13 protein-coding genes are annotated in these 13,510 nt (G+C 44.6%); 2 read left to right on the top strand and 11 right to left on the bottom strand.

Annotated elements, in window-relative coordinates:
* Nucleotides 1-15: 15 nt before the first annotated feature.
* From AB4161_RS10885 to AB4161_RS10895, 3 genes are all read right to left on the bottom strand, one after another.
* A complete protein-coding gene (locus tag AB4161_RS10885; RefSeq protein WP_372083333.1) occupies nt 16-900 on the bottom strand; it encodes a carbohydrate ABC transporter permease in 885 nt (294 codons plus the stop codon).
* An 84-nt stretch (nt 901-984) separates the two neighbouring features.
* Nucleotides 985-1,887 (bottom strand): LysR substrate-binding domain-containing protein, encoded by a 903-nt coding sequence (locus AB4161_RS10890; RefSeq protein ID WP_372083334.1) that lies wholly within the window; start codon nt 1,885-1,887, stop codon nt 985-987.
* A 170-nt stretch (nt 1,888-2,057) separates the two neighbouring features.
* The gene (locus AB4161_RS10895; protein WP_372083335.1) at nt 2,058-3,683 is read right to left on the bottom strand and encodes an ABC transporter substrate-binding protein; all 1,626 of its coding nucleotides are present in this window, start codon (nt 3,681-3,683) and stop codon (nt 2,058-2,060) included.
* A 173-nt stretch (nt 3,684-3,856) separates the two neighbouring features.
* Between AB4161_RS10895 and mpaA the strand changes: the two genes are divergently transcribed.
* Complete coding sequence (mpaA, locus tag AB4161_RS10900; protein ID WP_372083336.1) at nt 3,857-4,564, top strand: murein tripeptide amidase MpaA; 708 nt, start codon at nt 3,857-3,859, stop codon at nt 4,562-4,564.
* A 408-nt stretch (nt 4,565-4,972) separates the two neighbouring features.
* On the opposite strand, the gene eat is transcribed toward mpaA, so the two are convergent.
* The 3 genes from eat to AB4161_RS10915 are packed head-to-tail and all read right to left on the bottom strand — an operon-like array spanning nt 4,973 to nt 8,669.
* Nucleotides 4,973-6,370, bottom strand: a complete 1,398-nt coding sequence (eat, locus tag AB4161_RS10905) for an ethanolamine permease (RefSeq protein ID WP_017061647.1) — start codon at nt 6,368-6,370, stop codon at nt 4,973-4,975.
* A 24-nt stretch (nt 6,371-6,394) separates the two neighbouring features.
* Nucleotides 6,395-7,264: an ethanolamine ammonia-lyase subunit EutC gene (gene eutC / locus AB4161_RS10910; RefSeq protein WP_372083337.1), complete on the bottom strand. Its 870-nt coding sequence runs from the start codon at nt 7,262-7,264 to the stop codon at nt 6,395-6,397.
* Nucleotides 7,257-8,669: an ethanolamine ammonia-lyase subunit EutB gene (locus AB4161_RS10915; RefSeq protein WP_017061645.1), complete on the bottom strand. Its 1,413-nt coding sequence runs from the start codon at nt 8,667-8,669 to the stop codon at nt 7,257-7,259. Before AB4161_RS10915 ends, eutC begins: the two co-directional genes overlap by 8 nt.
* Nucleotides 8,670-8,869: 200 nt before the next feature.
* Between AB4161_RS10915 and AB4161_RS10920 the strand changes: the two genes are divergently transcribed.
* Nucleotides 8,870-9,790, top strand: a complete 921-nt coding sequence (locus AB4161_RS10920) for a helix-turn-helix domain-containing protein (protein WP_102393950.1) — start codon at nt 8,870-8,872, stop codon at nt 9,788-9,790.
* Between the two features lie 104 nt (nt 9,791-9,894).
* Here AB4161_RS10920 and folM read toward each other — a convergent pair whose 3' ends face one another.
* The 5 genes from folM to AB4161_RS10945 form a co-directional block, all read right to left on the bottom strand.
* Nucleotides 9,895-10,611, bottom strand: a complete 717-nt coding sequence (folM, locus tag AB4161_RS10925; RefSeq protein ID WP_372083338.1) for a dihydromonapterin reductase — start codon at nt 10,609-10,611, stop codon at nt 9,895-9,897.
* A complete protein-coding gene (gene folE, locus AB4161_RS10930; RefSeq protein ID WP_048611743.1) occupies nt 10,608-11,246 on the bottom strand; it encodes a GTP cyclohydrolase I FolE in 639 nt (212 codons plus the stop codon). Before folE ends, folM begins: the two co-directional genes overlap by 4 nt.
* Before the next feature lie 18 nt (nt 11,247-11,264).
* Nucleotides 11,265-11,636 carry a dihydroneopterin triphosphate 2'-epimerase gene (folX, locus tag AB4161_RS10935; protein ID WP_017067658.1) on the bottom strand — a complete coding sequence of 124 codons (372 nt, stop codon included), beginning with the start codon at nt 11,634-11,636 and terminating at the stop codon, nt 11,265-11,267.
* 97 nt (nt 11,637-11,733) lie between these two features.
* Nucleotides 11,734-12,231, bottom strand: a complete 498-nt coding sequence (folK, locus tag AB4161_RS10940) for a 2-amino-4-hydroxy-6-hydroxymethyldihydropteridine diphosphokinase (RefSeq protein WP_372083339.1) — start codon at nt 12,229-12,231, stop codon at nt 11,734-11,736.
* Nucleotides 12,232-12,509: 278 nt separating this feature from the next.
* The gene (locus AB4161_RS10945; protein WP_372083340.1) at nt 12,510-13,385 is read right to left on the bottom strand and encodes a hypothetical protein; all 876 of its coding nucleotides are present in this window, start codon (nt 13,383-13,385) and stop codon (nt 12,510-12,512) included.
* Nucleotides 13,386-13,510: the final 125 nt, after the last annotated feature.

Below are 13,510 nucleotides of genomic sequence, written 5' to 3' on the forward strand. Positions count from 1 at the left end.
CCTTTCAAAAATCGACTAGTAGTACACCCAGCGCTTGCCGATGTAGGTATTAATAAGTGCCAATAATCCAGTAATCAGGAATATCACTAACGATGTCGCAGCCGCAGGTCCCATTTCGTAACGTTCAAACGCTTGTTGGTAGAACAAGTACAGCAAGGTACGTGTCTCACCACCCGGCCCTCCTTGCGTTAAGATCTGGAACTGATCGAACGCCTGCATTGCCGTAATAATGTTGACCACCACTAAGAAGAAAGTGGTTGGGGAAATCAGTGGAAGCGTAATCTTCAAAAAGCGCGTTAAGCTGCTGCAACCATCAATCAAAGAGGCTTCATACAGCGACTCTGGAATCTTGTTGAGCGCACTGATGTAAAACAGCATCGTCCAACCAATCGCCTGCCACACCGTCACGATAATCACCGCAATCAAAGCCGTGTTTCCGTTCTCTAACCATGGAATCGCGCTAAACCCTGCCGACTCCAATAAGTGGTTTGCCAAGCCCGATTTGGTCTCAAATACCCAAGACCACACAATCGAAACTGCCACCGTTGGTGTAATCCAAGGCGAGAAGATCACCGCACGATAAAACTGGCTACCCTTGAAGTTTTTGTGCAGCAACATGGCAAACACAAGGCCAAGAATAATGGTGGGAATCACCACACCAACTGAGAACCAAAACGTATTGAGCATCGCTTGGATGAACTCGTAGTCCTCAACCATGTACTCGTAATTTTCTAAACCGATGAACGAATAATCTGGCGAGATGTAATCCCAATCGGTGAAGCTGATGTAAATCGAACAACCAAATGGTACGAGCCAAAAAGTAAACAGTGGCACCAACAACGGTGCAGTAAATAGCAGTACCTTTAAGCGGTTTTTCATTGGTTCTGAGAAAGCACTCATGGTGACCTCGTCCTTATTTGTATGCGGTTAAATTAAGGGGTTTGTGTGACAGGTTAGTAAGAGCGCCCTTCATTTTTTTTATGGCTACCCATTAGAAAATCTTTCTTCCAGTTCACCGTCTTCCATCTGGTGATAAAGCCAATCACAAAAGAAATTCACCTTGGCACTGCGTCTGTGTTTGGTAATCAAATAGTGGGCAGATTCGGCAGGCATTGAGGATTCAGTCGCCAGAACCAGATCGTTTTTCTCCAACAGCTCAGACACCGCTAGCGAACGCACCAACAACACGCCAATTCCATGTTTGACCGCCTCTAATGCATGCAGAGAGTTACTCACTTCAAGTAGCACCTTCGGTAAGGTCATCTCGAATTGGTTGTGACTCAACCATTGCAGCCAGTTCTCTCGGTAGCCTTTTACTTGCACTGTCGGCAGAGCAGAAAAATCATGCTTAGCCAAGGCATCTTGATATTGGTTTTTAAAGTCTAGGCTACACACCAACTGCCAATGTTCTTGAAACAGTCGCTCGCAATGAGTGTCTTCGCTTTCGACCTTGCCGTTGGTCAGCTCGATATCGACATTCTGACAAGGATTGGTTGATGGCCAGTCCACCAGCTGAATATCGAGCCTGATAAAAGGGTATTTTTGATAAAAAGATGGCAGGCGAGGTAACAGCCAGTTATGGCAAAAGGTGTGATTAACGCGCAGGCTCAACACGTCGGTTTCTTTTTCCCCGAAGAGGATTTGAGTCTGTAATTTCAGGTGTGCTAATGAACCCGCAACAATCGGTTGATAGTGCTGGGCAGCCGACGTCAGCTTTACGCCTTTGGAGCTGCGCTCAAACAATGTGGTATCGAGAAAGGTTTCTAAACTTTTAAGCTGCTGACTCACCGCAGCTTGGGTAACACAAAGCTCGCGCGCAGCAGCGCCAATAGAACCGAGGCGGGCAACAGCTTCGAACGCAACAAGAGCACGTAGAGGGGGTAACATGGCTTCACCTGATTGAAATAAAAGTGAAAAATACTTCAATCAGGTTTCAGTTTTTTGCGCTTACCGTTACAGATTAATGACGAAGGGACGTTGATCAGATATTTATGATCAACGTCCCTTTTCTCTATTTCATGTTTTTAGCGCTGTGTCGCCGTATGAATCAAACGCAATTACTCTTTGATGTAGAGATCCTTAGAGTAGATGCGCCCTTCCACGTTGTTCTTTGCAAAGCCACCCACACTTGGTCGCACTAGACGAGCCTGCATGTAGTAATAGATGGGGGCGATAGGCATATCTTCAGCCAGTAACTGCTCCGCTTGATCATAGAATCCTTGACGATCTTGCTCGTTGGTTGCTGACAGTGCGCTGTCCATTGCAGCGTCGTACTTGTCATTGTTGTAACGCGCAAAGTTACCTGAAGACTCAGAGCGCAATAAGCTCAAGAAGGTCGACGCTTCATTGTAATCGCCACACCAAGACGCGCGCATCACATCAAAATCACCTTGGCGACGCGATACCAAGTAAGACTTCCACTCTTGGTTTTCTAGTTCAACTTGTGCGCCTAAGTTGCCTTTCAGCATTGATGCAATCGCCACTGCAATCGACTTGTTCGATTCACTGGTATTGTAAAGCAGTTTGAAATCCAATGGGTTAGACGCATCGTAGCCCGCTTCTTTCAACAGCTCCTTCGCCTTTTGGTCTCGTTCCTTTTGAGTCCACGTGCTGTATTCAGGTTGTGTTGCATCAAAACCAGCCGTGTACTCATGAGCAAAGGTATAAGCCGGTAAGTTGCCCACCTGAGTCACACCATTGGTGATAACGTCACGCATCATAGAATAAGAGACAGCTTTACGTACTCGCGCATCATCAAAAGGTGGTCGCGTAGTATTGAATGCGTAGTAGTAAGTACACAACAGAGGCACTGTGGTAAACGCATCTTGATATTTGCTTTTAAGCTGCTGCGCCATGTGTGTAGGCACGTCCGAAGTAATATCGACCTCGCCCACCGCATAACGGTTAATCGAGGCATTCTGATTCTCAAACGGAATATAAGTTACTTCGGTTAAGTGGGTATCTGAACTGTCCCAGTACGTCGGGTTCTTCTTAAGCTCAATGCGCTCGTTCACCACCCACTCATCTAGTACGAATGCACCATTACCAACAAATTGCTTAGGATCGCTCCACGGCTTGTCACTACTTTCTAGGGTTGCTTTGTGCACTGGCATCATGGATGTGTGGCCTGTCATCGCCACAAAGTAAGGCACTTTACTATCGAGTTCGAATTTCACCGTGTGTTTATCGACGGCAGAGATACCTAACTCTTCAACGGGCTTTTTGCCTTCGGCTACGTCAGCAATGTTGTTGATTTGAGTAAGCTTGAGATACCAAACATTCGGCGATGCCGTTTTAGGATCGACCGCGCGTCTTATCGCATACACGAAATCATCGGCCGTCACTGGATCGCCATTCGACCATTTCGCGTCTTTACGTAGGTGGAATACAAACGTCTGGTTGTCTTCGGTTTCCCAAGACTGTGCAACACCTGGGGTGATATTGCCATCGCGATCTTGAATCACTAAACCTTCAAATAGGTCACGTAGAATGTGCATTTCTGGCAGGCCTTCTGCTTTCGCAGGGTCAAGCGTCGCCGCTTCTGCATCGTTAGCACGAACTAAATGTTGGTCTTTTGCCAGCGAAACACCAGCAGGTAAGGTTTCAGCAACGGCAGTCACTGATATAAAAGGGGTCAATAAAAATGAAATGAGTAAAGCCGTTGAATGTTTTTTAAAATCCATGTTTGTTTGCTCTCCTAGCCTATCTTTGAAGCAAGTAATAAAATTAACAATGCGACGGTTGACGAGTTTTGACGCTATGGTTTATTTAAAGGGGTTCATCTAATGGACTTAGTTAACGATTAATATAGCCAATAGTGAATACTTGATAGTACTTGATCAATCAGGAGATTAAGGTGAGTTTAATTCCAAGAACGGAAAGAGCTGCGTTTTCGATAAAGCCGCTGTCATATGGAAAATCGGTGTTGGGTGCCCCTTTGCTCTATTTCCCCGCACAAGTAGAAAGCGAATCTCGCGGGCTGATTTTAGCAGGCACACACGGCGATGAAACCGCTTCAATCGCAGGTTTGTCTTGCGCCCTAAGAAGCTTGCCAGCGGCCAACTTACGACACGATGTGATTCTGTCGATGAACCCAGACGGCAATCAATTGGGTACTCGTGCCAACGCAAACCAAGTCGATCTAAACCGCGCCTTCCCAACTCAAAACTGGACAGAAAACGGCACTGTCTATCGCTGGAGCTCCCACACACCAGTCAGAGATGTAAAAGTGAAAACCGGGCAAGCCGAACAACTTGAACCTGAAGTGCAATCGCTCATAAACCTCATCGAACAGCGCCAACCTAAATTCGTCATCTCTTTTCACGAACCACTCGCCATGGTCGATGACCCCGATCGATCAGAACTCACCACTTGGCTAGGTAAGCAATTCAACCTGCCGCTCGTTGAAGACGTCGATTACGAAACCCCAGGCTCATTCGGCACATGGTGTCAGGAAAGAAACCTACCGTGCATTACTGTAGAACTACCGCCCGTTTCTGCGGATTTAACTATAGAAAAGTATTTGGATGCGTTTGTCGCAGTGTTGGGGTGTGAGGGAAATTAGTCTGGAGTAGGCTACATATACACATGCGAACAGTAATTCATCCTAATTACTAGTGAATCATATATTCCGTCTACTGAATCAATCCAATTCATAATCTATGCCGAATTCTTCCTTTGCATCATTTCAACTTATCTTTAGAGAAAGGCAATCGACATGATTAGCGCGATAAAAACTTCACTATCAATGAACTTCGGGGCTCGTCGCTATGAATCTAACTCGTTATAAAAAATCATGACAAGTGTCTGGACAAAAACGTTCCAAGAAAATGATCCTAAAACGGCACTATTTCTGAATTAATATTTATCGTTAGAGGTGATGGCGATTGGGGTTTACACGCAAGTTACTACAAGTAGTGTAATAAAGGCTCCAGCAAAGCACTAGAGCCTTAAATACCATTAGAAATTGGATCTAATTAGTAGCCTCAAGCTCTTTCTCTGCAACCGACAGCATCTCAAACTCTTCCTCAGCGGTCGATGCGACTAATTTATTACGGCTATATAGGCCATAATAAGCACCACCAATCACAAAGAGTCCCATAGTCATAAAGAATGCAGATGGGTCAAAAGCATAAACACCCGTCATTGCAATAAGCGACAGCACTAGTGAAGTGCCGGAAGTCAGCATGCCACCCGGTGTTTTGTATGGACGGTGAAGCTCTGGTTGCTTGATACGCAACAATATATGACTAAGCGACATTAATGCATAAGACACTGTCGCCCCCACTACTGCCATCGCCAAGATCAGGTCGCCTTCTCCGGTCAATGACACAGCAAAACCAAACACACCCGGCACCACTAAAGCACGAGCAGGCACTTTGTTTTTGTTTGTAAGCGACAAGCTTTGAGGCAAGTAACCCGCACGAGACAATGCAAACACTAAGCGGCTATAACCGTAGATAATCGAGAAGAATGAAGCAATAAGTCCTGCAAGTCCTAGTATATTAACAGCCGTTGCAACGGTTGGATTACCGGTCAACTTCAAGGCATCGACTAGAGGAACGGCACTATTCGCAATCGCTTCAGAACCCACAGCGCCCGCAAGCAGCAGAACGACTAAGGTAGCGGTGACCAGTAAGAATAACATTGCGCCGATAATACCTTTGGGTACATCCTTGGCCGGGTTTTTCGCCTCTTCAGCAGCCAGTGGAACCCCTTCTACCGCAAGAAAAAGCCACATTGCAAACGGTAGTGCCGCCCATACACCATACCAACCAAAAGGAAGTAGTTCTGTGGCTTGTGCGGTTGCCGGAGCGATATCAAACAGATTATTAGCATCAAACTCACTAACCAATACGCCTGCTGTCATAAGAATTGCTAGTACGGCTAACCCACTGATGACCATCATGACTTTCAGAGCTTCTCCTACCCCTGCCATATGAATACCGATAAAGATGGCATAAAAGATCGCGTAAACAAGAGGACCATCGATACCCATTAGTTCATTCACCGCTGAGCCAATAAAAATGACAATCGCGGCAGGTGCAAGGGCATACTCAATTAAGACGGATAAGCCGGTAAAAAATCCCCCCGTTGGTCCCATGGCTTGTCGAGCAAAACTATAGCCACCTCCTGCAGCGGGAATAGCCGCAGACATCTCCGCCAAAGAAAGGACAAGGGTAAAGTACATCACCGCCATAGCAATTGCAGCAATAAGAAAGCCTCCCCAACCAGCTTGACCGATACCAAAGTTCCAGCCTGCAAAGTCACCAGAGATCACGTATGAAACGCCTAACCCTGCTAGCAAAATCCACCCAGCAGTGCCCCTTTTAAGTTGTCTTTGCGCCAAATATTCCTGATGTTCTGACATTGTAAATCCCTCTATTTTTGTCTTTTATCCAATTAAAAAATTGCCTGTGTGCTTGTCTTCTAACTGCTCACCACCTTCTTCCTCGATACTCGAACGGTCTTTAAGGTTGACCCCAGAAAGCTCTAGCCGACGAGCTTCCTTCAATAGGTATACCGCTCGCTTGCACGCATCTTCATAAGCCAACCCCTGTGGGCGAATATTAGAAATGCAGTTCCTATCAGAGTCTTTTGCTCCTCTTCTTGCCTGCCAAGTCAGGTACATACCCATGCTATCTGGAGAGGTCAGTCCCGGGCGTTCACCAATCAAAACCACCACCATCTTGGCTTGTAAGCACTCGCAAACATCATCTCCTATTGCCACTCGGCCCTGCCTCACAACAGTAATAGGAGCAACATGCCACGGCACTTCGTCTTCCCCTAATAAAGAAAGCAGATGCTCAATGACTGGATTTGCATGATTTTGAATGGCAATTGAAGACAAGCCATCAGCCACTACTATCGCGAGATCAAACGAGGGAGACTCTGAATGAAGAACGGCTTGCAACTGATTCCAACAGACGTCATCAAGCTCACGACCAAGATCCGGCCTTTGCAAATACATGAATCTGTCTGTCGCTTTGCTGTGCGCCTTAATTGGTGCCTGAGAAGTGTGTTGAATGACCGAGTTTGATTGAGCGATGAGCTCAACCAATGAATCCACATCTAAAGCACAATGAACGGCATCCATCGCCTGTGCATGGTCGAGTTGAAATGAAAGCAACTCTTTAGTTGGAACGCTATTTCCACTTCGACCCAGTGCAATACGTGCCGATGTAAAACCTTTAAGCTCGTGCCAAGGGTTTTGAGTTACCAACTTAGAAGCAGAATGTTTTGCCATAGAGAACACCTTACCCATGTGCGGGGCCTCCATTAAGTTGTGCTAGAGCGCCAGCAAATGAGCCGGAGAGTCGTTCATTTAGGCGCACATCTTTTACATCATCAAAAATCTGCATCTGAGTTAGCCACTCCTCAAACTCCGGTGCAGGTTTTAAACCCAACACCTTGCGTGCATAAAGTGCATCATGAAACGAGGTTGTTTGATAATTGAGCATGATGTCATCGGAACCCGGAATCCCCATAATGAACGAGCACTCAGCGACACCGAGCAATGTCAGTAAGTTATCCATATCATTTTGATCGGCATAGGCATGGTTGGTATAGCAGATATCACACCCCATCGGCAGGCCAAGCAATTTGCCACAAAAATGGTCCTCAAGCCCTGCTCGAATAATCTGTTTTCCATCAAAGAGATATTCAGGGCCGATAAAGCCGACCACGGTATTAACCAACAATGGATTAAAATGACGCGCTACGGCATAAGCCCGTGTCTCACAAGTTTGTTGGTCCACACCATGAAAAGCATTGGCAGAGAGAGATGTTCCTTGCCCTGTCTCAAAGTACATGACGTTACTTCCAACGGTGCCTCGGTTCAGCGAAAGCGCCGCTTCGTTTGCTTCTTTAAGGATCGAAAGGTTAATACCAAAGGTGTCGTTTGTACCTTGAGTGCCACCAATAGATTGAAAGACGAGATCCACCGGAGCGCCCATCTCAATCGCTTCAATCGTGTTGGTAACATGGGTTAATACGCAAGATTGGGTCGGGATCTGGTAGTGTTGAATGACCTCTTCCATCAGATTCATCAACTTAATTGCCTGTGGTACATTATCTGTTGCGGGATTAATGCCGATCACAGCATCACCATTGCCATACATCAAACCATCAAAAATACTGGCGGCAATGCCATTGAGAGAATCGGTTGGATGATTGGGCTGTAAACGGGTGGATAAACGACTAGGCAAGCCAATGGTGTTACGAAACGCAGTCACTACCCGACATTTTTTGGCGACTTGGATCAAATCCTGATTACGCATGATCTTACTCACTGCAGCCACCATTTCTGGAGTTAAACCAGGACGCAGCTTTGCAAGCGTGAGACTATCGGCTTCATCACTTAGCAGCCAGTTCCGAAAGTCTCCCACTGTAAGGTGATCAATCGCTTTAAACGCCTCTCTATCATGGCTATCAATGATTAAACGAGTAACTTCATCACTTTCATAAGGGATCACCGCTTCATTTAAAAACGTCTTTAGGGGCAAGTCTGCCAGTGTCATCTGAGCTACAACACGCTCTGCAGCAGAAGTCGCAGATACACCAGCCAAAACATCCCCTGAACGCTCTGGCGTAGCCTTTGCCATCAGATCTGCTAACGACTCAAAGTTAAAAACCAGGTGCCCTTGTTGTCGGCGATAAGCTGCTGTCATAAATTCCCTCTTCATAAACTGGTTCAGTTCTTGCTCAATAACCTTTTGTATATATGAGTAATTAAGCGATTTTTGAACCGAATTAATATCAAGAATCGGCAAACATAAAAAAGCATTAATAAACATAAACTTAAAGACACACTGTACTAATATGGGTCACATGGGTAGGTCATGGAATGATGAGAAAGGATGAAGAGTTGATGCGTTATGCACCTAATTTGTGCACATTCAACACATTTGATGCAAATCAGCAGGCAGCCAGCCTCTTTAACTGGCAGCAAGAATATGACCAACTGAGTCAAGGAAGTTTTCTAGGTCAGATCCGTGAACGAAAATTTTCTCACGTGCACCTATTTCGAGAAGACAGCAACCGAAAACTCAAGCAGCAATGTCGTATTAATGAAGGGATTTGGTTAGGGATCAGTGCTAACGATAGACCTTTACACATCAATTACGCACAAGGTAATCCTGATAGTATTTTGATCCGTGAGGCTGGGGCGGATTTTGAGCTACTTACGCCAGAAACCTTTTCTATTTATGGGTTAGTCATAAGCCCTTCACTGGTTGAAATGATTCAGCAACAGCTAGAGATTGAATCGTTAAACAGCAAGAGCCACTTTCTTGGTTGCTCTCAACACTACACCCAACAAATAAAAGCTTACTTGAGCTTACTACTCTCCCCGAGTAAATCTCGCTGGTCTTTTCAAACTCATCAATCCATTGTTCAAGATATGTTGGTCGAATTGTTCGCTCAATCGTCTAATCAAAATATGCAAAAAACCAATGCCTCACAGCGTGAGAATACAATGCGTCGAATTAGGCAGTACCTAGATAACTCGCAGTACCGTAAACCCGTCACCGTGTCTGAACTGTGCGATGCGGTTTATGTCAGTCGCCGTACGCTGCAATACACCTTTGAGTCCTGTTGTGACATATCACCAAAACAATTTATACAAAATGTACGTCTCAACCAGGTACGGCGCATTCTGCAAAATCCGAGCGAACAACGGTGCATCAATGAAATCGCCTTTGACTTTGGTTTTTTTCATCTGGGATATTTTTGCCAAAGCTACAAGCAGTTGTTTGGTGAGTCGCCCATGCAAACACGTTCTAATGTCTAAAACCCAAAAAGTGTCGAGGGACAACTTAAAAAAATGTAGTTAGACGATATGAAAGACGAATAGATTAGTTGACTATCCTGCCTCAAGATCACAACGCATGAACTTCACTTCAAGTGCCTGCCGCCATCAAGGTGCAAAGTCCTTCCTGTCATATAGTGACTAGCCAAAACAAACTTAATGCCATCTATCACTTCTTCAAAGCCTGCCTCTGAGGGAATCAGTGCTTTTTTCAGAGCTTTGGTTTTGTACGCCTCGTCATCATGTTCATTGAATTTTATCATGGCAGGAGAGACAGTATTGACTTTCACCTTGGGAGCCAGCATCGCTGAGAACGACAGCGTCAAGTTGTTGAGTGCGGCTTTACTGGCCGCGTAAGCGATGTGTTTTTTACTGCCTTTTTCCGCAACGTAATCACTGATGTGGATGATGTCCGACGTTTTATCGCCAGACATTAATTGGTCTTTGAGCGTTAAGTTAACCAGATAAGGCACGGTAGCGTGAACCGTCATCATCTGGTTCATGATTTGTAATGCGTTTTCACTGGGGTTTGTCTTGTTCTCCGGTTGCCAGTCGGAAGCGTTATGGATGATGGCTCGAATCGCCTTATATTCTTGACCAACATAATGCAAAAAAACCTCTAAGCTACTTTGTTGATAAAAATCTACCTGTTGCAAGTCGGCTCCACTGTCGCGCAGTATTTTCAGCTGGGGATAGTCGCTTCGGTAAGTGCCAACGACTTTGTATCCGTCAGATATAAGTTGCTGCGCCAGAGCGAATCCTAAACGCTTCCCCACTCCAGTTATTAGAATCGTTTCACTCATCGTAAAAACTCAGCTCTAGTTTGAGGGTTAGTTTTGAAACTGCCACCAAGCGCGGTTGTGGTGGTTTCAGAGTTAGCGTCCATAACGCCTCTCGATTTAACGCAGTAGTGAGTTGCTTTAATCGTCACAGCCACATTTTCTGTTTCAACCAGAGCCTGTATCGCGACCAGGATTTGTTGAGTAAGGCGTTCTTGAACCTGCGGACGCTGAGCAAAGAATCGAACAATACGGTTTATTTTAGATAGCCCAAGAATCTTGGATTCTGGGATATAAGCCACTTGTGCTAAACCATCGATGGTGATGAAGTGATGTTCGCACGTCGAAGTTAAATCTATATCCGATACCTTAACCATTTCATCAACTGACATTTTGTTGTCGATAACACTAATTTTTGGGAAGTTATTGTAGTCGAGCCCTGAAAATATCTCGTGAACGTACATCTTTGCAATGCGATGAGGTGTTTCAGCGAGACTGTCATCGGTTAAATCCAGCCCGAGCGTACTGACAACTTCCGTCAAAAGCCCTTTGATGCGGTTGTACTTCTGGTCGGGGTTCATTTCGCTCGATGTCATCGGGGTTTCTAGTCCCTTTTCGAGCAAAGCTTCTCTTACTTTTTCAGCTTCTGTGGTTAGCATTGAGTCGCTCCTTATGAGTTAATCTTCAAGTTCTGCTTCATAGCTCAGGGTGAGCGAGACGGAATCGGCGAAACGTAGAGCATGAGGCTTGTCAATTCTCACCTGAGCGTATCGGACCCATGAATGGTCGATACAAATACCGAGTACGTCGCTGGTTAACTTTTCTAAAAGCAGAAACCGTCCAGATTCAACATGTTCAATAATTTTTTTGCAGATATTTTTGTAGTTAAGTGCGTTCTCCACATCATCAGAGAGGCAAAGGTTGTTCGCGGGATAATGGATCTCCGCATTTATGACGATGTCTTGCTGCTTGGTTTTTTCTTCTTCGTTGAAGCCGATGAAGGTTCTTAATCTGAGATTTGTGATGGTGATAATCGCATTGTGATTCATAACAGTTTCCGATCCTTAGAAGGTAGAGTGAGTTACGTGCCTATTAGAGGAAAAGATCAATAAAGCTCAAGCGTTCTGTTTAAAGCAGTTACAGGGACTAAGTGAAGCTGACCTCGAACGGTATAAGTTCGGTTTTCTGACTCAGCTGATCGAAGTTGTTCCAGAGATGCTGAAAAGAGATATCTAGAGTGGGATGAAGTTCTTGCGCGGCAACATCAACTAACGGTCGAAGCACAAAAGCGTACTCGGTGATTTCACCTCGCGGCAGCTCTACTCCATCAATAATGCCTACTTCGTTACCGTAAAGAAGGATATCGATATCCATCGTGCGCGAAGCGTATTCTTTAGTTTCACGCTTGCGGTCATTCTCTAATTCGATTTGATGCAGAACCTTAGCCAGTTCAGCGATAGAAAGGTCACATTCAAACCCTGCGACTAGGTTAAGGAAGTTGTCCCCTTCAAAACCAACAGGCTCACAATCGTAGAAATTAGAAATGTTCAGAGGTGCAAAGTGACTATTCAATGCTTTGAGAGATTCTGTGATGTGATGTTCGCGGTTAATGTTGCTTCCGATGCTGACATAAACGGTGGCCATAATTTTTTCTCCCTTTTAATCGGCCTCTTACGTTGTAAGTCGCTAGGAAGATCAGCTATGGATCCGTTTGATGTAGGGAGGGTAAAAGAAAATCTCCCGACAACTCATATAGAGTTCGGTTCTGAGTCGGAAAGGAGGACTTTTGAACTAGAAAATACCACGGGTAAAAATTCAGCTTATGAAGGTTCTGGACAGAAGCGAGTTACATCTTTTATTAAATTAACATTTAACAGATAATCTGAGGTGTTGAAAACCTCTCATCGATTGGTCAAAGCGACTTACAGGTTGGAAATAGCCCTTGTTATATTTTCTAGATATGGCTTTATTTGCGTATTAATCTCTAACTCAACATTACACTTGAAGTTATCTTTAAAGTCGCCCAAAGCCCACATAACTTTACGGGTCTCGGCAGTTTGAATGTCCTTTTCGAATCGAGCCATTACCCAGTAGTCACTTAGAAGTAAGAAGAAAATTGATGCCATAGAGTGAACACTATTTGCAAAATTGTATGGTGAGATAGTGTTGTCAAAATTCCAATTTTTGCTTCTTCTTGTACCAGTGAGGATTTCAAGATCATTAAATGCTTTACTTAGTGGAAATTGGAACGACGAGCTTTTTACTCTGTTGTACTTCCCTTCATCGATACAGGTCTGACACTCGTTAATTATCTTAGCTAAACGCTCAAAAAAATCGGTGTTTGTAATTTCATAAGGAGCATAATCACCGCCTTTAGCATTAGGGAATAAGTTGATATGTACCAATCCAGCTACATCTATAGGTTGACACTCTAACGCTCCAGCGATTTTGTCACTGTACTTTACGAACTCTTCTCGATGTTTATAGTAATTTGCAAAAAGGTTCTGAGCTTGAATCTGCGCTATCTGTGTACTTGCTCTATCGAGTTGCTCTTTAGTTTGTATTGATCTGTGATTTAATGAAATTAAGCCCACAATTGCAGCGTAAGCTGCGGCTAACTTAATTGGCGCATTGAAGAGTGTAATGAAATTTTCGAACCCTTTTGGAGTAAGGGAAAGCGAGTAATTAGGTATAACTGAAGTCGATATCAAAATCGTAACTATAAAAATCGTCACCCCAAAAAACCATGAAAGAATCTTGATTGAAGTGAGTTCGGAGATTCCTTTGTACGCTGTCATGACTATCCCTAAGTGACTGATATTATGTAACCTAACGACAGGTTACATGTTTTGAAAAAATTAAATCAATTATCTTTCTGATTGCATCAGTGGTCAACCTGTCAAAACGTGATGTATGGAATCCA

It is taken from the genome of Vibrio sp. 10N.286.51.E5 (assembly GCF_041469125.1).
Taxonomy (GTDB): domain Bacteria; phylum Pseudomonadota; class Gammaproteobacteria; order Enterobacterales; family Vibrionaceae; genus Vibrio; species Vibrio crassostreae_C.

Coding starts and splice junctions, on each gene's coding strand:
- AB4161_RS10885 (WP_372083333.1), bottom strand. CDS start 900: ATGAGTGCTTTCTCAGAACCAATGAAAAACCGCTTAAAGGTACTGCTA.
- AB4161_RS10890 (WP_372083334.1), bottom strand. CDS start 1,887: ATGTTACCCCCTCTACGTGCTCTTGTTGCGTTCGAAGCTGTTGCCCGC.
- AB4161_RS10895 (WP_372083335.1), bottom strand. CDS start 3,683: ATGGATTTTAAAAAACATTCAACGGCTTTACTCATTTCATTTTTATTG.
- eat (WP_017061647.1), bottom strand. CDS start 6,370: ATGTCAGAACATCAGGAATATTTGGCGCAAAGACAACTTAAAAGGGGC.
- eutC (WP_372083337.1), bottom strand. CDS start 7,264: ATGGGTAAGGTGTTCTCTATGGCAAAACATTCTGCTTCTAAGTTGGTA.
- AB4161_RS10915 (WP_017061645.1), bottom strand. CDS start 8,669: ATGACAGCAGCTTATCGCCGACAACAAGGGCACCTGGTTTTTAACTTT.
- AB4161_RS10920 (WP_102393950.1), top strand. CDS start 8,870: ATGCGTTATGCACCTAATTTGTGCACATTCAACACATTTGATGCAAAT.
- folM (WP_372083338.1), bottom strand. CDS start 10,611: ATGAGTGAAACGATTCTAATAACTGGAGTGGGGAAGCGTTTAGGATTC.
- folE (WP_048611743.1), bottom strand. CDS start 11,246: ATGCTAACCACAGAAGCTGAAAAAGTAAGAGAAGCTTTGCTCGAAAAG.
- folX (WP_017067658.1), bottom strand. CDS start 11,636: ATGAATCACAATGCGATTATCACCATCACAAATCTCAGATTAAGAACC.
- folK (WP_372083339.1), bottom strand. CDS start 12,231: ATGGCCACCGTTTATGTCAGCATCGGAAGCAACATTAACCGCGAACAT.
- AB4161_RS10945 (WP_372083340.1), bottom strand. CDS start 13,385: ATGACAGCGTACAAAGGAATCTCCGAACTCACTTCAATCAAGATTCTT.